This window comes from Pseudomonas sp. Z3-8 (assembly GCF_051131975.1).
GTDB lineage: Bacteria > Pseudomonadota > Gammaproteobacteria > Pseudomonadales > Pseudomonadaceae > Aquipseudomonas.
In genome coordinates this window covers 1,367,089-1,386,502 of record NZ_CP071643.1, presented here as the reverse complement: position 1 = coordinate 1,386,502, position 19,414 = coordinate 1,367,089, and the positions used below count along the sequence as shown (strand labels likewise).

Genomic DNA, 19,414 nt, shown 5'->3' with positions numbered 1-19,414 from the left:
TTATGCCTTCTTCTGGTGTTGAGCCAAAGCGGCTTTGACGAAACCGCTGAACAACGGATGACCGTCACGCGGTGTCGAGGTGAACTCCGGGTGGAACTGGCAAGCGACGAACCACGGGTGATCCGCGGCCTCGACCACTTCAACCAACGCACCGTCACCGGAGCGGCCGGAGATTTTCAGGCCGGCTTCGATCAGTTGTGGCAGCAGGTTGTTGTTGACTTCATAGCGGTGGCGGTGACGCTCGACGATCACGTCCTTGGCGTAGCAATCATGCACCTTGGAGCCAGCTTCAAGCAGGCATTCCTGGGCACCGAGGCGCATGGTACCGCCCAGATCGGAAGTTTCGGTACGCACTTCGACCGAGCCGGTGGCGTCTTCCCACTCGGTGATCAGGCCCACGACCGGGTGGCCGCTGGCGCGATCGAATTCGGTGGAGTTGGCGTCCTTCCAGCCCATCACATTACGCGCGAACTCGATGACGGCCACTTGCATGCCCAGGCAGATACCCAGGTAAGGCACCTTGTTCTCGCGAGCGTATTGCACCGCGGTGATCTTGCCTTCCACGCCCCGCAGGCCAAAGCCGCCCGGCACGAGGATCGCATCGGCGCCTTCGAGCAGGCCGGTGCCCTGGTTCTCGATATCTTCGGAATCGATGTAGCGCAGGTTGACCTTGGTGCGGTTGCTGATGCCGGCATGACTCATCGCCTCGATCAGCGACTTGTAAGCGTCCAGCAGCTCCATGTACTTGCCGACCATGGCGATGGTGACTTCGTGCTCCGGGTTCAGCTTGGCATCGACCACCGCGTCCCATTCGGACAGGTCGGCACTGGCGCATTGCAGGCCGAAGCGCTCGACGACGAAGTCATCCAGGCCCTGGGAATGCAGGATGCCGGGGATCTTGTAGATGGTGTCGGCGTCTTCCAGGCCGATCACCGCACGCTCTTCGACGTTGGTGAACTGGGCAATCTTGCGGCGCGAGGAAATATCGATCGGGTGGTCGGAGCGGCAGATCAGCACGTCCGGCTGCAGGCCGATGGAGCGCAGCTCCTTGACCGAGTGCTGGGTCGGCTTGGTCTTGGTTTCACCGGCGGTAGCGATGTACGGGACCAGCGTCAGGTGCATCAGCATCGCGCGCTTGGCGCCGATTTCGAAACGCAGCTGGCGGATGGCCTCGAGGAACGGCTGGGATTCGATATCGCCCACGGTACCGCCGATCTCGACCATCGCCACGTCGGCGTCGCCGGCACCCTTGATGATGCGGCGCTTGATTTCGTCGGTAATGTGCGGAATGACCTGGATGGTCGCGCCCAGGTAGTCACCCCGACGCTCCTTGCGCAACACGTGCTCGTAGACACGGCCGGTGGTGAAGTTGTTGTTCTGGGTCATGGTCGTGCGGATGAACCGCTCGTAGTGGCCCAGGTCCAGGTCGGTCTCGGCGCCGTCGTGGGTGACGAACACTTCACCGTGCTGGAACGGGCTCATGGTGCCCGGGTCGACGTTGATGTACGGGTCCAGCTTGAGCATGGTGACCTTAAGTCCCCGCGCCTCCAGGATGGCCGCCAATGAAGCCGAGGCAATGCCTTTCCCCAATGAAGAAACAACACCGCCCGTGACGAATATGTAGCGCGTCATGAAAAACCCTAGAAGTCTGCGTTAAAGCGGTCCGAGCCGCCGGGGAGAGCGAAGGAAGGCCGAAGCCCCCGATCACCTGCATTAATCACAGTGCACCTTTCAAAAAAACCGCCGCGTCGGGACAGACCGGAGGTGAAATCACCGGTACGTTGCTCGCTACACATTTTTTGGAATCGCCCAGCAAAGACTGCTTGGTAATCGGCAACTCCTGCAATTCAGGCGAATCCACAGAAGTTGTATCAAGAAGGGAGCGTAGTCTACCGGAAAGCCCCTTTCAGCTCAAACCCAGATCTTGGCTTCCTGGCGTCCAGATCAATTGCCAACCGCCATCAACCTGCGCGTCGAGCCCGGCGAGATTGGCCACCGCCAATAATTGTTCACCCTGATAAAGCAGCGGCAATCGACCGCGGACGAACGCCGGTAGGCCGCTTTCATTGAGCAGGCGCTTGAGATCACGGTGACCACGGCCGGGAACGTCCAGCACTTCGCCGCCTTGGCGATAACGAATACAGAGGGGGCCGACGGGGCCCTTGCCGCGCAGGATCACCCTGCCGTTATCGGGCAATGACAAGGGCTGATCAACCCGTGCCCAGGCTACGGAGCCCGAGACCGGGCGCAGCCAGTGGTCGGATAACCACCAGACTCTTGCGCCGGCCCTGTGCAATTCGCCGCCGGCCAGTCGCCAGATCGGGCGGGCGTCCTCTTGCGCGTCACGCAGTGAGTCCCAGCCGACCCAATGATCGCTGTCGGGAAGGGTTGTCAGCAACGCCAGCCAATGACTCAGCGCATTGCGCTGTCGGGCGGGTGACAAGGCTCGCAACGGGGCCAGTTCCAGTGACTGCAGCCCGAGCCAGTCGAATGCGCCCGGGATGCGGGCGCGGTGCAGATCGAGCTGCGCCAACTCGTCCAGCAAGCCCTGGGCCTCGCTCAAATGCGCGGCGCTGCGGGCCAGGGTCAACGACGCTTGGGGCCACTGCGCGGACAACACCGGGAAGACCCGCTGGCGCAGATAATTGCGCGCGTACCGGAGATCGTTGTTGGAGGGATCCTCGATCCAGTCCAGGCCTTGCTCCGCCGCGTAGTTTTCCAACTCTGCCCGGGACACGTCGAGCAATGGCCGCAACAAATGCCCCTGGCCCAAGGGACGCTGCCGGGGCATCGCCGCCAAGCCCCTCGCCCCTGCCCCGCGCAGCAAACGAAACAACAGGGTTTCTGCCTGATCATCACGATGCTGGCCAGTGAGCAAGACTTCGTTGCCCTGCGTCGCGGCAATGAACGCCGCATACCGCGCGTCACGGGCGGCTCGTTCAATGCTGGCGCCGGGGCGGACCTGCACACTGACCACCTCCAGAGGCACGCCAAGGGCTGCGCAAACCCGATGACAATGTTCAGGCCAGGCATCGGCCACAGCCTGGAGGCCATGATGGACGTGGATGGCGCTCAGCGCAGGCAACGAATGGTTTTTCGAAAGGGTCGCGAGCAGATGCAAAAGGACAGTGGAATCGAGGCCACCGGAGAAAGCGATGCGCCAGGTGGCGGCGTTGCGCCAAGGGGATAGTTGGGTGAGGAGCCGGGTTGGCAGATCCGCGCTGGAGTTCATAGGAGTCAGCCTGGGCACAAACAATTGTGGGAGCGAGCTTGCTCGCGATGGCGGCGTATCAGTCAACTCACTTGCTGAATGTTAAACCGCCATCGCGAGCAAGCTCGCTCCCACACAGGGCACAGCGCTTGAGTCAGAGACCGTAGCTCATCAACCGCTCGTAGCGACGCGCCAGCAGCGCGTCGTTATCGAAGTTCTTGAGCATCGACAGCTGGGAACTCAGCTCCGCACGAATCAGCGCTGCGGCCGCGGCCGGGTCGCGATGGGCGCCGCCCACTGGCTCGCTGATTACCTTGTCGACGATACCCAGGCCCTTCAGGCGTTCGGCGGTGATGCCCATGGCTTCTGCGGCGTCGGGCGCCTTCTCGGCGGTTTTCCACAGGATCGAGGCGCAGCCTTCCGGCGAGATCACCGCGTAAGTGGAATATTGCAGCATGTTCAACTGGTCGCAGACGCCGATGGCCAACGCCCCGCCGGAACCGCCTTCGCCGATCACGGTAGCGATGATCGGGGTCTTCAGGCGAGCCATCACGCGCAGGTTCCAGGCGATCGCCTCGCTCTGGTTGCGCTCTTCGGCGTCGATCCCCGGGTAAGCGCCCGGCGTGTCGATGAAGGTCAGGATCGGCATCTTGAAGCGCTCGGCCATTTCCATCAGGCGGCAGGCCTTGCGGTAGCCTTCCGGACGCGGCATGCCGAAGTTGCGGCGTACTTTCTCGCGCACTTCGCGGCCTTTCTGGTGGCCGATGATCATTACCGGCTGGTCATCCAGACGGGCGACACCGCCGACGATCGCGGCGTCATCGGAGAAGTGACGGTCGCCGTGAAGCTCATCGAACTCGGTAAAGATGTGTTCAATGTAGTCCAGGGTGTAGGGACGACGCGGATGCCGCGCCAGACGCGCGATCTGCCAGCTGGTCAGCTTGCCGAAGATGTCTTCGGTCAGCGTGCGGCTCTTGTCCTGCAGCCGAGAGATTTCATCGCCGATATTCAGCGAATTGTCGTTACCGACCAAGCGCAACTCTTCGATCTTGGCTTGAAGGTCGGCGATCGGCTGTTCGAAATCTAGAAAATTCGGGTTCATAGGCGTCCGTCTTGGGTCGACGTCCAAGTGAGCTTGGGCCGGCCGGTTGTCTATTCGCGCCTACCTTAAGGGAGAGGCGCGTTCAGGTCGAGATTAAAAATTCGAGTCGAGGTCAGGGGCGCTCCAGGTTCAGGAGTGGCCCCTGGCCGTCAACGGTATTGGAGGAAGACGTTGTCTTTGCCGAACTGGTCACGCAAGGCTTGAATCAACGCATCCGCCGGGTCGATCCGCCAGCCCTCGCCGAACTGCAGCACGGCCTTGGCATCGGGGCGCACGTATTCCATGGTGATCGGGCACGCACCACGGTGGCGCTTGAACAACTCGCCCAACCAGCGTAGCTGATCGCCCTTGAGGTCCTGGGTCTGCAACTTCAGGCGCAGGCTCTCGGCCAGGTTGGTACGGGCATCCTCCATGCTCATCACCCGCTTGACCCGCAGCCGCAGGCCACCGGAGAAGTCGTCGTTGCTGACCTCGCCTTCCACCACAACCATTGCATCCGTCTGCAACAGCGACTGCGCCGAATGGAACGCATCGGCAAACAACGACGCTTCGATACGCCCGGAGCGGTCGTCGAGGGTGATGAAGCCCATCTTGTCGCCCTTTTTGTTTTTCATTACCCGCAGGGCGATGATCATGCCGGCGACGGTTTGCGTATCGCGAGCGGGCTTCAGGTCGATGATGCGCTGGCGAGCGAAGCGGCGGATTTCGCCCTCGTATTCGTCGATCGGATGGCCGGTCAGGTACAGGCCCAAGGTATCTTTCTCGCCCTTGAGGCGCTCCTTGAGGGTCAGCTCCTTGGCCTTGCGATGGTTGGCATACACATCGGCGTCTTCCTCGACAAACAGCCCGCCAAACAGGTCGGCGTGGCCGCTGTCGTGGGTACGGGCGGTCTGTTCAGCAGCCTTGATCGCCTCCTCCATCGCCGCCAGCAACACCGCGCGGTTGCGGTCGATGTTGGCCTGGTAGGCCTTGGGCTCATCCTGGAAGTACGGGCCCAAGCGGTCCAGCGCGCCACTGCGGATCAGCCCGTCGAGGGTGCGCTTGTTGATGCGCTTGAGGTCGACCCTCGCGCAAAAATCGAACAGGTCCTTGAACGGCCCGTCCTGGCGCGCTTCGGTGATCGCCTCCACCGGACCCTCGCCCACGCCCTTGATCGCGCCAAGACCGTAGATGATGCGGCCTTCGTCGTTGACCGTGAATTTGAACTCCGAAGCGTTCACATCCGGCGCGTCGAGGCGCAGCTTCATGGTCCGCACTTCTTCGATCAAGGTCACGACCTTGTCGGTGTTGTGCATGTCCGCCGAGAGTACCGCGGCCATGAACGGCGCCGGGTAGTGCGCCTTCAGCCACGCGGTCTGGTACGAAACCAGGCCATAGGCGGCGGAGTGGGATTTGTTGAAGCCGTAGCCGGCGAACTTTTCCACCAGGTCGAAGATGTTGCCCGCCAGGTCCGCATCGATGCCGTTGTTCGCACAACCCTCGATGAAACCACCGCGTTGCTTGGCCATCTCCTCGGGCTTTTTCTTACCCATGGCTCGACGCAGCATGTCCGCGCCGCCGAGGGTATAACCGGCCATGACCTGGGCGATCTGCATCACCTGTTCCTGATACAGGATGATGCCGTAGGTCGGCGCCAGTACCGGCTTGAGGCCGTCGTACTGGTAGTCGGGGTGCGGGTACGCCAGCTCGGCGCGCCCGTGCTTGCGGTTGATGAAGTCATCGACCATGCCCGATTGCAGAGGGCCCGGACGGAACAGGGCCACCAGTGCGATCAGGTCTTCGAGGCAGTCGGGCTTGAGCTTCTTGATCAGCTCCTTCATGCCGCGCGATTCAAGCTGGAACACCGCGGTGGTTTCGGCTTTTTGCAACAGGCTGTAGGTCGGCTTGTCGTCCAGCGGAATAAACGCGATGTCCAGCGGCTCTTCGCCGACCTTGGCCCGGTCGCGGTTGATGGTCTTGAGCGCCCAATCGATGATCGTCAGGGTCCGCAGGCCGAGGAAGTCGAACTTCACCAGGCCGGCCGCCTCGACGTCATCCTTGTCGAACTGGGTCACCAGGCCGTCACCCTCTTCGTCGCAATAGATCGGCGAAAAGTCAGTCAGTTTGGTCGGCGCGATCACCACGCCACCGGCGTGCTTGCCGACGTTACGCACCACGCCTTCGAGCTTGCGCGCCATTTCCCAGATTTCCGCCGCTTCCTCATCGACCTTGATGAAATCGCGCAGGATCTCTTCCTGCTCGTAGGCTTTTTCCAGGGTCATGCCGACTTCGAAGGGGATCATCTTCGACAGGCGATCCGCCAGGCCGTAGGACTTGCCCTGCACCCGAGCCACGTCACGCACCACCGCCTTAGCGGCCATGGAACCGAAGGTGATGATCTGGCTTACCGCGTTGCGGCCGTACTTCTCGGCGACGTAATCGATCACCCGGTCGCGACCGTCCATGCAGAAGTCGACGTCGAAGTCGGGCATGGAGACCCGTTCCGGGTTCAGGAAACGTTCGAACAGCAGGTCATATTCCAGCGGGTCGAGGTCGGTGATCTTCTGCACATAGGCCACCAGCGACCCGGCACCCGACCCCCGCCCTGGGCCGACGGGCACGCCGTTGCTCTTGGCCCACTGGATAAAATCCATCACGATCAGGAAGTAACCGGGGAAGCCCATCTGGATGATGATATCCAGCTCGAAATTCAGCCGGTCGACATAGACCTGGCGCTTGGCTTCGTAATCTTCGGTGGTGTCCTTGGGCAGCAGGACCTTGAGGCGCTCGTCCAGGCCGTCGAACGACACCTTGCGAAAATACTCATCGATGGTCATGCCATCGGGAATCGGGAAGTTGGGCAGGAAGTGTTTGCCCAGCTTCACTTCGATGTTGCAGCGCTTGGCAATCTCGACGGTGTTTTCCAGCGCTTCGGGCAGGTCGCTGAACAGCTCCGCCATCTCCTCGGCGCTCTTGAGGTACTGCTGGTCGCTGTAGTTCTTTGACCGACGAGGATCATCAAGGGCCCGCCCCTCACCGATGCAGACGCGGGTTTCGTGGGCTTCGAAATCTTCCTGCTTGATGAACCGCACGTCGTTGGTCGCCACCAGCGGCGCGCCCAGCTTGTCGGCCAGGGCCACGGCGGCGTGCAGGTGCTCTTCGTCATTCGGACGGTTGGTGCGTTGCACCTCGATATAGAAGCGGTCCGGGAACACCGTCATCCAGTCGCGAGCCAGTTGCTCGGCTTCCTCGGTGTTGCCGCTGAGCAGGGCCAGGCCGATCTCACCTTCCTTGGCCGCCGACAGCATGATCAGGCCTTCGCTCGCCTCGGCCACCCACTCGCGCTCGATGATGATCGAGCCATTGCGCTGGCCCTCGATAAAGCCGCGGGAAATCAGCTCGGTGAGGTTGCGGTAGCCGACGGCGTTCATCACCAGCAGGCTGATACGGCTCAGCGGCGCATCCGGGTCCTTGTTCGCCAGCCACAGGTCGGCACCGCAGATCGGCTTGATCCCGGCGCCCATGGCGTTCTTGTAGAACTTGACCAGCGAACACATGTTGTTCTGGTCGGTAACGGCCACGGCAGGCATGTTCATGCCGACCAGGGTCTTGACCAATGGCTTGATCCGCACCAGGCCGTCGACCAGGGAATATTCAGTGTGCAGGCGTAGATGAACGAATGAAGCCGGCATAGTGATCCTGCGTTAAGTCATGAAAACAACAAGGCCCGGATTGTACCGGGCCTTGGGTAAAACATCAGCCATGAGCGGTCAGCCTGACAAAGGCCTGCATCAGGAAACCAGAGCCTGACTACTCACAATCAAGCCTTCGCGAGCTTCATAGGCCAGCCGCACCGGGGCGAACGAGCGCCGGTGGATGGGCGTCGGCCCGAGGCGCGCCAAGGCTTCCAGATGAACGGGGGTCGGATAGCCCTTGTGGCTGCCGATGCCATAGCCCGGGTAGATTAATTCGAACGCGGCCATTTCCCGGTCGCGGCTGACCTTGGCCAGGATCGAGGCCGCTGCGATAGCCGGCACCTTGCCGTCGCCCTGGATGACCGCTTCAGCGCGCATCGACAGCTGGGGGCAACGGTTGCCGTCGATCATCGCCAGCTTCGGCGTGATGTGCAGGCCGTGCACCGCCCGCTGCATCGCCAGCATGGTGGCATGCAGGATGTTCAACTCGTCGATCTCTTCGACCTCGGCCCGGGCAATGCACCAGCTCAAGGCTTTTTCGCAGATCTCGTCGTAGAGTTTTTCACGCCGGGCCTCGGTGAGCTTCTTGGAGTCATCAAGCCCCAGGATTGGCCGCTTCGGATCGAGGATCACCGCCGCCGTCACCACCGCACCGCACAACGGGCCACGGCCCACCTCATCGACACCCGCAACCAACTCTTCGACTTCGGCGACCAGGTTGAAATCCAGGCCCATCTGCAGCTTCACGTTGCTCATCGTCTGGCGCCGATCAAGGTCAGTACCGCGTCTGCTGCCTGGTTGGAGGCATCGCGACGCAAGGTACGGTGGATTTCGTCAAAGCCCCGGGTCTGTTCCTCGCCGCCATCGATCAACGGCAAAAGCGTGCTGGCCAGGGACTCGGCGGTCGCGTCATCCTGCAGCAGTTCAGGCACCAGCAGGCGCTGGGCCAGCAGGTTCGGCAGGGAAACGTAAGGGCTCTTGACCATGCGCTTGAGAATCCAGAACGTCAACGGCGCCAGGCGATAGGCAACCACCATCGGGCGCTTGTACAACAATGCCTCAAGGGTAGCAGTGCCGGAAGCAATCAACACGGCATCGCAGGCCGCCAGCGCTTGATGCGATTGGCCGTCAAGCAGCGTGACCGGCAAATCGCGATCGGCCAGGAGCGCTTCGAGCTGGACCCGCCGCTGTGGACTGGCGCACGGCAAGATGAATCGTACGTCCGGACGCATCGCCCGCAGACGCTCGGCGGCGTCGAAGAACAGCCCGCCCAGGCGACTCACTTCGCCGCCTCGGCTACCGGGCATCAACGCCACCAGCGGGCCCGCGGCCAGGCCCAGCGCCTGGCGAGCCGCCTCGCGGTCCGCCTCCAGGGGAATGGTGTCGGCCAGGGTGTGACCGACAAATCGCACGGGCACGCCTTTTTCTTCGTAGAACCGGGCTTCGAACGGCAGCAGCGTGAGCATCAGGTCGCAGCCCTCGCGGATCTTCAACACGCGCTTCTGTCGCCAGGCCCAGACCGACGGGCTGACGTAATGCACGGTCTTGATCCCGGCCTGGCGCAGCTTGAGTTCGATATTGAGGGTGAAATCCGGCGCATCGATACCGATGAACACATCCGGTTTTTCTTCGATCAGCGTCTGGATCAGCTTCTTGCGCCGGGCCAGCAGCTCACGCAAGCGGCCGAGCACTTCCACCAGTCCCATCACCGACAGGCGCTCCATCGGGAAGTAGGACACCAGTCCCTCGGCTTCCATCAATGGCCCACCCACCCCGATGAACTCGACCGCCGGGTGCTGCGCCTTGAGCGCGCGCATCAGCCCGGCGCCCAGGATGTCACCGGAAGCTTCGCCCGCCACCAGTGCGATACGCAGGTTCGCCATGATCAGCGGGTGATGCCGCGGGTCGAAGACAGGATGGAATCGCGGAATATTGCGACTTCCGGAAACTGTGCCGCTGCCTCGGCCAGTTCGGCGAGCGCCTGCTCGACCGTCAGGCCCTGGCGATACACAACCTTGTAGGCGCGACGCAGGGCAGTTATGGCCTCTTCGCTGAAACCACGCCGACGCATGCCTTCGAAGTTCATGCTGCGAGCCTCGGCCGGATTGCCGAACACCGTGACATAGGCAGGGACGTCCTTGCCGATGGCAGTGCCCATGCCGGAGAAGCTATGGGCGCCAATGTGGCAATACTGGTGGACCAGGGTGAAACCGGACAGGATCGCCCAGTCGTCCACGTGCACATGTCCAGCCAACGCGGTGTTGTTGACCAGGATGCAATGGTTGCCGATGACACTGTCGTGGCCGATGTGGGCATAGGCCATGATCAGGTTATGGTCGCCCAGCGTCGTTTCGGAACGGTCCTGGACGGTGCCACGGTGAATCGTCACGCCTTCGCGGATCACGTTGTGATCGCCAATCACCAGGCGGGTTTCTTCACCTTTGTACTTGAGGTCGGGCGTGTCCTCGCCTACCGATGAGAACTGGTAGATGCGGTTGTGCCGGCCGATCCGGGTCGGCCCCTTGAGGATCACATGGGGCCCGATCACCGTGCCCTCGCCGATTTCCACACCTGCACCGATGATCGACCAAGGGCCAACCTCGACATCGGCGGCCAGTACGGCCGTCGGATCGATGATTGCGCGAGGGTCAATCAAACTCATAGCTTGCGTTCCGCGCAGATGATTTCAGCGGAGCAGACCGGCTTGCCATCGACCGAAGCCTGGCATTCGAATTTCCAGATCTGGCGCTTGCAACTGATAAACCTGGCTTCGAGGATCAACTGATCGCCCGGAGTGACCGGCTGGCGGAAGCGCAGCTTGTCGGAGCCAACAAAGTAGTAAAGCGTACCGTCGGCAGGCTTCACGTCGAGCATTTTGAAACCAAGGATCCCGGCAGCCTGAGCCATCGCCTCGATGATCAATACGCCCGGCATGATTGGATGCGCGGGGAAGTGACCATTGAAGAAGGGTTCGTTGATGCTGACATTCTTGTAGGCGCGAATGCGCTTGCCTTCAACATCCAGGTCCACGACCCGATCCACCAGCAGGAACGGGTAACGGTGAGGCAGGTATTCGCGAATCTCGTTGATGTCCATCATTTCGGGGGGAAGCCTATGTAAAGATTGGGAGCGCACGATTGACGCGCACCCCGCTAGCAAATCAAGGAGGCCAGGGCCTAGCGGCTGTGCACACTTGATATGGAAATGGTATCAGCCATCTGATGAAGCATTACCGCCAGGGGTCACGTCCCCTACACGCTTTTCCACCTGCTTGAGGCGCCGCGCGATGTCGTCGAGCTGGCGGATACGCGCCGCGCTCTTGCGCCACTCGGATGCCGGTTGCATGGCTGTGCCGGAAGAATAGGCACCCGGCTCGGTAATCGAGTGGGTCACCATGGTCATCCCGGTCAGGAACACGTTGTCACAGATATCGATATGGCCCACCAGGCCCACGCCACCGGCGAGCATGCAGTGCTTGCCGATTTTGGTACTGCCGGAGATGCCCACGCAGGCGGCCATGGCGGTGTGGTCACCGACCTGGACGTTGTGGGCGATCTGGATCTGGTTGTCGAGCTTGACGCCATTACCAATGACGGTATCGGCCAGCGCGCCACGGTCGATGGCGGTGTTGACGCCGATCTCCACGTCATCGCCGACGGTTACGCCACCGATCTGGGCAATCTTTTGCCAGACGCCTTTCTCATTGGCAAAACCGAAGCCTTCGCCACCGAGCACTGCGCCAGACTGGATCACTACACGCTTGCCGATGCGCACATCGTGATACAGCGTCACCCGGGGCGCCAGCCAGCCACCTTCGCCGATCTCGCAGCGCGCGCCGACGAAGCAATGGGCGCCCAGCGTCACACCGGCGCCAATCCGGGCCGCGCCTTCAATCACGACAAACGGGCCAACGCTGGCCGAAGGATCCACCACGGCGTCCGCCGCGATCACTGCAGTCGGGTGAATACCGGCAGCCGACTTGGGCTTGGGATCGAACAGATGGGAAATCCGCGCATACGCAAGGTAGGGGTCGGCCACGATCAGCGAATCACCGGCATACCCTTCGGCATCACCGGCCTTGAGCAACAGCGCGGCAGCCCGGCTATCAGCCAGGTATTTGCGATATTGAGGATTTGCCAGGAAGCTCAACTGAGCTGGGCCAGCCTCTTGCAAAGTGGCTAGCCCAGTGATGACCTTCTCCGGGTCGCCACGCAGGGTGGCGCCGAGGAACTCGGCCAACTGGCCGAGCTTGATAGTCGCTGTCATGGATTACTTCAGCTGATTCATGCGCTCGATAACCTGGCGCGTGATGTCGTACTGAGGCTTGACATCAATCACTGCACCACGCTCGAACACCAGGTCAAAACCACCCTTCTTGATGACTTCTTCCACAGCGCTGTCGAGTTTCGGCTTGAGCTGCTTGAGCATTTCGCGGTCGGCAACGGCTTTCGCTTCGTTCAGTTCCTTGGACTGGAACTGGAAGTCACGGGCCTTTTGCTTGAATTCAAGCTCCAGACGCTCGCGCTCACCCTGCGCCATTTTGTCGCCACCGGCCACCAGACGATCCTGGATACCCTTGGCGCTGCTTTCCAGGCCTTTGAGCTTGGTCAGTTGCGGGCCGAATTTTTTCTCCGCGTCCACAGCGTATTTCTTCGCCGCGTCGGATTCCAGCAGAGCCATCTGATAGTTCAGGACGGCGATCTTCATGTCGGCAAAAGCCGGACCTGCGACCAGTACGGTCGCCAGGAGAACCAATTGAGTCAACTTACGCACGATGTACTCCTACAAAATCCATTGTCGTTATCTTGGGTCAGACACTTAGAACGTCTGACCGAGGGAGAATTGGAAAACCTGGGTTTCAGCGTCATCCGGTTTCTTGATCGGCATCGCCAACGCGAAGCTCAACGGGCCCAGCGCGGTGACCCAGGTCACGCCGACGCCAACGGAGCTGGCGAGGTTGCTCAGGCTGATGTCGTTGCACTCGGTGTTGGACCGGGTGCCGTTGGCATTGGTGGTGTCGTCGCAGCTGGAGTCGAATACGTTACCCACGTCCCAGAATACCGAGGTACGCAGGGAGCGCTGATCCTTGACGAACGGCATCGGGAACAGGAGTTCAGCACCGCCCTGGATCAGCACGTTGCCACCGAATGGCAGCGGATCCTGGTCCGGATCACGGATGGTGCCCGGGTTACTGCCCGTACTCGGGGTACTGCGCGGACCCAGGGTACTGTCCTTGAAGCCACGCACCGAGTTGAAACCACCGGCGTAGTAGTTCTCGTAGAAAGGCAGGCCGTCGGTCGAACCGTAGCCATCGCCATAACCCAGCTCGGTGTGCAGGCGCATGGTGTAGTTGTCAGACAGCGGCTGGAACAGCTGGCCGCGGTAGTCGAGCTTGAAGAACGACAGGTCGCTGCCAGGCGTAGTGGTTTCCAGGACCAAGCTCTGGGAGCGGCCACGGGTCGCCAGCACACCCTTGTTCAGGGTCGACTCGGACCAACCAACAGATGCCTTGAAGTTCAGGTACTTGTCGCCCTCTTTCTCGACGAAATCGAAAATTTCGTCAACGGTATAGCGGCCAGTGCTGATCTCGTCCTGCTGGGCGGTGAGGCCGAAGGTCAGGCGCGAAGTCTCGCTGATCGGATAGCCGATGTTGACGCCGGCACCCAGGCTGTCCACCGCATAGCTGGAGATGTCAGAGTCGAGTTCGTCGTAGTCGGTGGTGCGATAGAAGGCGTTGTAGCCCAGGCTCACACCGTCGGCAGTCCAGTAGGGGTCCACGTAACCGAAGTTGTAGCGGGTCTGGTATTCGCTGCGGGTCAGGCCCACGCTGACGCGGTTACCGGTACCGAGGAAGTTGTTCTGGGTGATCGAACCACCCAGGATCAGGCCCGCGCTCTGGGCGAAACCGACGCTGGCGGTGATCGAACCGGAGGCTTGTTCCTCGACGCTGTAGTTCACATCCACCTGGTCATCGACGCCCGGTACGGCCGGGGTCTCGACGTTGACTTCCTTGAAGAAGCCCAGGCGCTCCAGGCGGGTCTTGGACTGGTCGATCAGGTAGGTCGACGCCCAGCCACCTTCCATCTGGCGCATTTCGCGACGCAGCACTTCGTCCTCAGACTTGGTGTTGCCACGGAAGTTGATGCGGTTGACGTAGGCACGCTTGCCGGGGTCCACGGCGAACGTGATGTCGACGGTATGGTCTTCATCGTGCGGTTGTGGCACGCCGTTCACGTTGGCGAAGGTGTAACCTTCGTTACCCAGGCGGCGAGTGATCAGCTCGGACGTGGTGGTCATCAGCTTGCGCGAGAACACCTGGCCCTTCTGCACCAGCAACAGCGATTTGACCTGGTCTTCCGGAACCTTCAGGTCACCACTGAGCTTGACGTCACGAACGGTGTACTTCTCGCCTTCGTTGACGTTGACAGTGATATAGACATGCTTCTTGTCCGGGGTGATGGACACCTGGGTCGAAGCAATGTCCATGTTGATGTAGCCACGGTCCAGGTAGTAGGAGCGCAGGCGCTCCAGGTCACCGGAGAGCTTTTCACGAGCGTACTTGTCGTCGTTCTTGAAGAACGACAGCCAGTTGGTGGTCTTGAGTTCGAACAGGTCGATCAGGTCTTCATCCGGGAACACCGTGTTGCCGACCACGTTGATGTGCTGGATGGCGGCGACGGTGCCTTCGTTGATGTTGACCTTCAGGCCGACGCGGTTGCGCGGCTGCGGCACGACTTCGGTGTCGACAGTCGCCGAATAACGGCCCTGGGCGACGTATTGGCGTTGCAGCTCGTTACGGACGCCTTCGAGGGTCGCGCGCTGGAAGATCTCGCCTTCGGCCAGGCCGGATTGCTTGAGGCCTTTCATCAGGTCTTCAGTGGAGATCGCCTTGTTGCCTTCGATCTCGATACTGGCAACCGATGGGCGCTCGACGACCGTGATGACCAGGACATTGCCGTCGCGGCCCAGCTGGATATCTTGAAAGAAGCCGGTCTTGAACAGCGCACGAGTGGATTCCACCAGGCGCCGATCATCCGCCTGCTCGCCGACGTTCAACGGCAAGGCACCAAAGACGCTACCCGCGGAAACCCGCTGGAGGCCGTTGACGCGAATATCAGAGATAGTGAAGGACTCGGCGTGAACTTCGGCGATCATCAATACGGTGAGAACCGCAGTTAGCAGCAGACGTTTCATGAAGTCCTTTCTTATTCCAACTGGCAATAAACAAACTGCCGCAAAATGCGGCAGATTCGCAATTCAGCGAAGCGTTACAGACGACCCAGATCGTTGACCAGAGCAAGCAACATCACCCCGACCACCAAGCTGATACCGATCTGTATCCCCCAACCTTGCACCCGATCCGACAAGGGACGACCACGCGCCCACTCGATCAGATAAAACAGCAAATGCCCCCCATCCAGTACCGGAATGGGCAGCAAATTCAGAACCCCCAGGCTAATGCTCAGATAAGCAAGGAAATTCAGGAAATCAGCGACGCCCGACTGGGCAGAAGCGCCCGCCACTTTAGCAATGGTTATCGGTCCACTCAAGTTTTTTACCGAGAGCTCGCCGAACAACATTTTCTTCAGCGAGTCCAGGGTCAGGACACTCATGGTCCAGGTACGACGCGCACCCTCGCCAATCGCCTCAAGAGGGCCGAAGCTGACCTCGCGGATCATTTCCGGCGGCCACTCGACAGCCTTGACGCCCGCCCCCAGGTAACCGGTCGGCGCCTTGCTTTCGCCACGGGCGGCCAGAGTCACCGGGACGTCGATTGAAGCACCGTCGCGTTCGACGCGCAGCAGGATTTTGGTATCAGGACGTACACGAACCGAATCAACCACCTGTTGCCAGTCATTCACCGACTGGCCATCGAATGCCAGCAATCGGTCGCCGGTTTTCAGACCTGCGGCGTGAGCCGGGCCTTTCGGATCGAGCTCGGCCAGCACAGGCGGCAGCGCCGGACGCCATGGGCGGATCCCCAGGGAACGGATCGGATCCGGCTCGTCGGCGCCCTTGAGCCAGTTGTCGAGAATCAGCTCTCGCGGCGAATCCGCCGTCGAGCCCTGCTCGCGCACCAGCAATTGCAGCGAGCCACTTTCGCCGAGGCGGCGCACCAACTGCAGGTTGACCGCCGCCCAGCCCGAGGTGGGTTCACCATCGATGGCGACAATTTCCTGGCCTGCGCCCAACCCGGCCCGAGCCGCCACGCTGCCGGCCTCTACCGCACCGATGACCGGACGCACCTGCTCGCTGCCGAGCATTGCCAAAGCCCAGAAAAACACCAGAGCCAACAGGAAATTGGCGATCGGGCCCGCCGCCACGATAGCGATACGCTGACGAACGGTCTTGCGATTGAAAGATTGGTCAAGCTGATCGACAGGCACTTCGCCTTCGCGCTCATCGAGCATCTTGACGTAGCCGCCCAGGGGGATGGCCGCGACGACGAACTCGGTGCCCTGCTTGTCGTGCCAGCGCAGCAAAGGCATGCCGAAGCCAACGGAAAAACGCAGAACCTTGACGCCACAGCGACGCGCGACCCAGAAATGGCCGAATTCGTGAAAAGTGACCAGCACCCCCAGCGCAACCAGGGTGCCGACAATCATATAGAGCGCGCTCATCTGTTTTCTCCACAATCCTGCCCGGGACAACCCTGGCTAAGGTACCGCAGTCTCAACGCCCGTGGCGCTTCAACCAATGGCCCGCCAGCTCACGAGCCCTGGCGTCAACGGTAAATACCGCATCGAGATCATCAAGCGAAACCACGGCCTCGAGATTCAAGACCTCCTCGATGATACTCGCGATCTCGAGGTAACGGACACGCCCATCGAGAAACGCTGCGACCGCCACTTCGTTGGCCGCGTTAAGCATGGCCGGGGCACTGTTGCCGGCCTCGGCCGCCTGGCGCGCCAGGCGCAGGCAAGGAAACCGCTGTTCATCGGGCGCCTGGAAATCCAGACGGGCGATGGCAAACAGGTCCAGCGGCGCCACCCCCGAATCGATCCGCTCCGGCCAGGCCAGCGCATTGGCGATCGGCGTGCGCATGTCCGGGTTCCCCAACTGGGCGAGGACCGAACCATCGACATAATCCACCAGGGAGTGGATCACGCTTTGTGGATGGATCACCACCTCGACCTGGGACGGCCGGGCATCGAACAGCCAGCAGGCCTCGATCAGCTCCAGCCCCTTGTTCATCATGCTGGCGGAGTCCACGGAGATCTTGCGTCCCATGGACCAGTTCGGATGGGCGCAAGCCTGCTCGGGCGAAACATGCACCAATTCTTCCAGGGGTGTCTGCCGGAATGGGCCGCCAGACGCTGTCAGAAGGATCCGCCGAACGCCGACCGCCCCCAGGCCGCGGGAAAAATCCTGCGGCATGCATTGGAAAATCGCATTGTGTTCGCTGTCGATGGGCAGCAGTACCGAGCCGCTTTTGCGCACCGCCTGCATGAACAGTGCACCGGACATCACCAGCGCTTCCTTGTTCGCCAGCAGGATTTTCTTGCCAGCCTCCACCGCCGCCAGCGTCGGACGCAAGCCCGCCGCCCCGACGATTGCCGCCATCACGGCGTCGACTTCAGGGTCGGAAGCCACCTGGCAAAGGCCCTCCTCGCCCACCAGCACATGAGTTTGCAGGCCAGCGGCGCGCAGGTCGTCCTGCAGCGCCCGCGCCACATCGGCATGTGGCACCACGGCAAAATGCGGCGTGTGGCGGATGCACAGCGCCAGCAGCTCGCTCAGGCGGGTGAAGCCACTGAGAGCGAATACCTGATAGCGCTCCGGATGGCGACCGATGACATCAAGGGTACTCAGTCCGATGGAGCCCGTGGCCCCCAGAACGGTAATCTGCTGAGGACGACTCACGGTGCAGCCATCCACAACAGCACGGCGAAGATCGGGATTGCGGCGGTCAGGCTGTCGATACGGTCCAGTACACCACCGTGGCCCGGCAGCAGGTTACTGCTGTCCTTGACCCCGGACTGACGCTTGAACATGCTTTCGGTCAGGTCGCCGACGACCGATACGAAAACCACCAGGGCCGCGCCGAACAGGCCCATCAGCAATTGCGCGACGGTCCAGTCCCGCACAAAACCGACCACAGCGGTAATGACCAGGCTCAGGGCCAGGCCACCGTAGACACCTTCCCAGCTTTTGCCCGGACTGACTTTCGGCGCCAGCTTGCGCTTGCCAAAGGCACGACCGGAGAAATAGGCGCCAACGTCAGCCCCCCAGACCAGCACCATCACCGCCATGATCTGCCAGTTGCCCAGTGCGCCCTGCTTGATCCAGATCAGCCCTTGCCAGGCCGGCAGCAGGATCAACAGGCCGATCATCAGCTTGGTCGCGGCATTGGCCCAGTGGTGCGTAGTGCGTGGATAGGTCAGCACCAGGAAGGTTGCCGTCGCCCACCACAGCACTGCCGCCCCCAGCACCCACGGCGCGATGCCAGGCACGAGGTACATGATGAACAGCATGGCGGCGACCACTGCCGCGTAGATCATGCGCGCCGACTGCGCAGCAAAACCTGCCAGTCGCGCCCATTCCCAGGCGCCCAGCGTCACGACCAGGCCGATGAACAGGGCGAAGCCGGCTCCTTCAAGCAGGAAAAAGCCAGCCAAGGCGATGGGCAACAGGATCAGGGCGGTGATGATTCGTTGTTTGAGCATTAAACCCGGGCTCCAGCTTCGATCTGCTCGCTCGTTTTACCGAAACGACGCTGACGGGAAGCGAAATCGGCCAGCGCAGTGCGCATGGCTTCGTGTTTGAAGTCCGGCCAGAACAGGTCGGAGAAGTACAGCTCGGCGTAAGCCAGCTGCCAGAGCAGGAAATTGCTGATGCGATGTTCGCCACCGGTGCGGATGCACAGATCCGGCAACGGCAGGTCGCCGGTTGCCAGGCAGGTTTGCAACAGCTCGGGCGTGATGTCTTCGGGCCGCAGGTGACCGGCCTGGACTTCCCGCGCCAGGCGCTGCGCCGCCTGGGCGATATCCCACTGACCGCCGTAATTGGCGGCAATCTGCAGCACGAACCGATCGGCGCCAGCCGTGGCCGTCTCGGCTTCGCGCATCGCAGCCTGCAGTTCCGGATGAAAGCGCGAGCGATCACCGATGATCCGCAGACTGATCCGGTTCTCGTCGAGGCGCTTGGCTTCACGCCGCAACGCCTTGAGGAAGAGGTCCATCAAGGCGCTGACCTCGTCGGCCGGACGCTGCCAGTTTTCGCTGGAAAACGCGAACAGGGTGAGCACCTCGACCCCGGCCTCGGCGCACACTTCAATGACCGCCCGAACCGCGTCGACCCCGGCTTTATGCCCGGCGACACCGGGCATAAAGCGCTTCTTGGCCCAGCGGTTATTGCCGTCCATGATGATTGCCACATGGCGCGGTACCGCGAACGGCACGGCCTGCTTGGTCTTATCCATGAAAA

Annotated in this window: 15 protein-coding genes; all 15 read right to left on the bottom strand. The window is 61.5% G+C overall.

Going from position 1 to position 19,414, the window contains the following annotated elements; genetic code table 11:
• The 15 genes from J3P94_RS06450 to uppS all read right to left on the bottom strand — a co-directional run bounded on the left by J3P94_RS06450 (window position 1) and on the right by uppS (window position 19,409).
• The gene (locus J3P94_RS06450; protein WP_434572132.1) at window positions 1-1,632 is read right to left on the bottom strand and encodes a CTP synthase; all 1,632 of its coding nucleotides are present in this window, start codon (window positions 1,630-1,632) and stop codon (window positions 1-3) included.
• Between the two features lie 274 nt (window positions 1,633-1,906).
• Entirely contained in the window at window positions 1,907-3,232 is a 1,326-nt protein-coding gene (tilS, locus tag J3P94_RS06445) for a tRNA lysidine(34) synthetase TilS (RefSeq protein WP_434572130.1), read from the bottom strand.
• A gap of 133 nt (window positions 3,233-3,365) precedes the next feature.
• Complete coding sequence (locus tag J3P94_RS06440) at window positions 3,366-4,313, bottom strand: acetyl-CoA carboxylase carboxyltransferase subunit alpha (protein WP_434572128.1); 948 nt, start codon at window positions 4,311-4,313, stop codon at window positions 3,366-3,368.
• 149 nt (window positions 4,314-4,462) lie between these two features.
• Entirely contained in the window at window positions 4,463-7,984 is a 3,522-nt protein-coding gene (gene dnaE, locus J3P94_RS06435; RefSeq protein WP_434572127.1) for a DNA polymerase III subunit alpha, read from the bottom strand.
• A gap of 99 nt (window positions 7,985-8,083) precedes the next feature.
• A complete protein-coding gene (gene rnhB, locus J3P94_RS06430; RefSeq protein WP_305501184.1) occupies window positions 8,084-8,728 on the bottom strand; it encodes a ribonuclease HII in 645 nt (214 codons plus the stop codon).
• Window positions 8,729-8,739: 11 nt separating this feature from the next.
• On the bottom strand, window positions 8,740-9,870 hold the full coding sequence (gene lpxB / locus J3P94_RS06425; RefSeq protein WP_434572125.1) for a lipid-A-disaccharide synthase: 1,131 nt from the start codon (window positions 9,868-9,870) through the stop codon (window positions 8,740-8,742).
• A gap of 2 nt (window positions 9,871-9,872) precedes the next feature.
• Entirely contained in the window at window positions 9,873-10,649 is a 777-nt protein-coding gene (lpxA, locus tag J3P94_RS06420; protein ID WP_434572124.1) for an acyl-ACP--UDP-N-acetylglucosamine O-acyltransferase, read from the bottom strand.
• Window positions 10,646-11,086 carry a 3-hydroxyacyl-ACP dehydratase FabZ gene (fabZ, locus tag J3P94_RS06415; protein WP_008154051.1) on the bottom strand — a complete coding sequence of 147 codons (441 nt, stop codon included), beginning with the start codon at window positions 11,084-11,086 and terminating at the stop codon, window positions 10,646-10,648. Before fabZ ends, lpxA begins: the two co-directional genes overlap by 4 nt.
• 111 nt (window positions 11,087-11,197) lie before the next feature.
• Complete coding sequence (gene lpxD, locus J3P94_RS06410) at window positions 11,198-12,253, bottom strand: UDP-3-O-(3-hydroxymyristoyl)glucosamine N-acyltransferase (RefSeq protein ID WP_434572121.1); 1,056 nt, start codon at window positions 12,251-12,253, stop codon at window positions 11,198-11,200.
• Window positions 12,254-12,256: 3 nt separating this feature from the next.
• Window positions 12,257-12,760, bottom strand: coding sequence for an OmpH family outer membrane protein (locus tag J3P94_RS06405; RefSeq protein ID WP_003184901.1), 504 nt, complete (start codon window positions 12,758-12,760; stop codon window positions 12,257-12,259).
• Between the two features lie 45 nt (window positions 12,761-12,805).
• The gene (gene bamA, locus J3P94_RS06400) at window positions 12,806-15,181 is read right to left on the bottom strand and encodes an outer membrane protein assembly factor BamA (RefSeq protein WP_434572119.1); all 2,376 of its coding nucleotides are present in this window, start codon (window positions 15,179-15,181) and stop codon (window positions 12,806-12,808) included.
• A gap of 74 nt (window positions 15,182-15,255) precedes the next feature.
• A complete protein-coding gene (gene rseP / locus J3P94_RS06395; RefSeq protein ID WP_434572117.1) occupies window positions 15,256-16,608 on the bottom strand; it encodes an RIP metalloprotease RseP in 1,353 nt (450 codons plus the stop codon).
• Window positions 16,609-16,660: 52 nt separating this feature from the next.
• Entirely contained in the window at window positions 16,661-17,851 is a 1,191-nt protein-coding gene (gene ispC, locus J3P94_RS06390) for a 1-deoxy-D-xylulose-5-phosphate reductoisomerase (RefSeq protein WP_434572115.1), read from the bottom strand.
• The gene (locus tag J3P94_RS06385; protein WP_434572113.1) at window positions 17,848-18,654 is read right to left on the bottom strand and encodes a phosphatidate cytidylyltransferase; all 807 of its coding nucleotides are present in this window, start codon (window positions 18,652-18,654) and stop codon (window positions 17,848-17,850) included. The genes ispC and J3P94_RS06385 overlap by 4 nt, the downstream gene beginning before the upstream one ends.
• Complete coding sequence (uppS, locus tag J3P94_RS06380) at window positions 18,654-19,409, bottom strand: polyprenyl diphosphate synthase (protein WP_305499090.1); 756 nt, start codon at window positions 19,407-19,409, stop codon at window positions 18,654-18,656. Before uppS ends, J3P94_RS06385 begins: the two co-directional genes overlap by 1 nt.
• Between the last annotated feature and the right edge of the window lie 5 nt (window positions 19,410-19,414).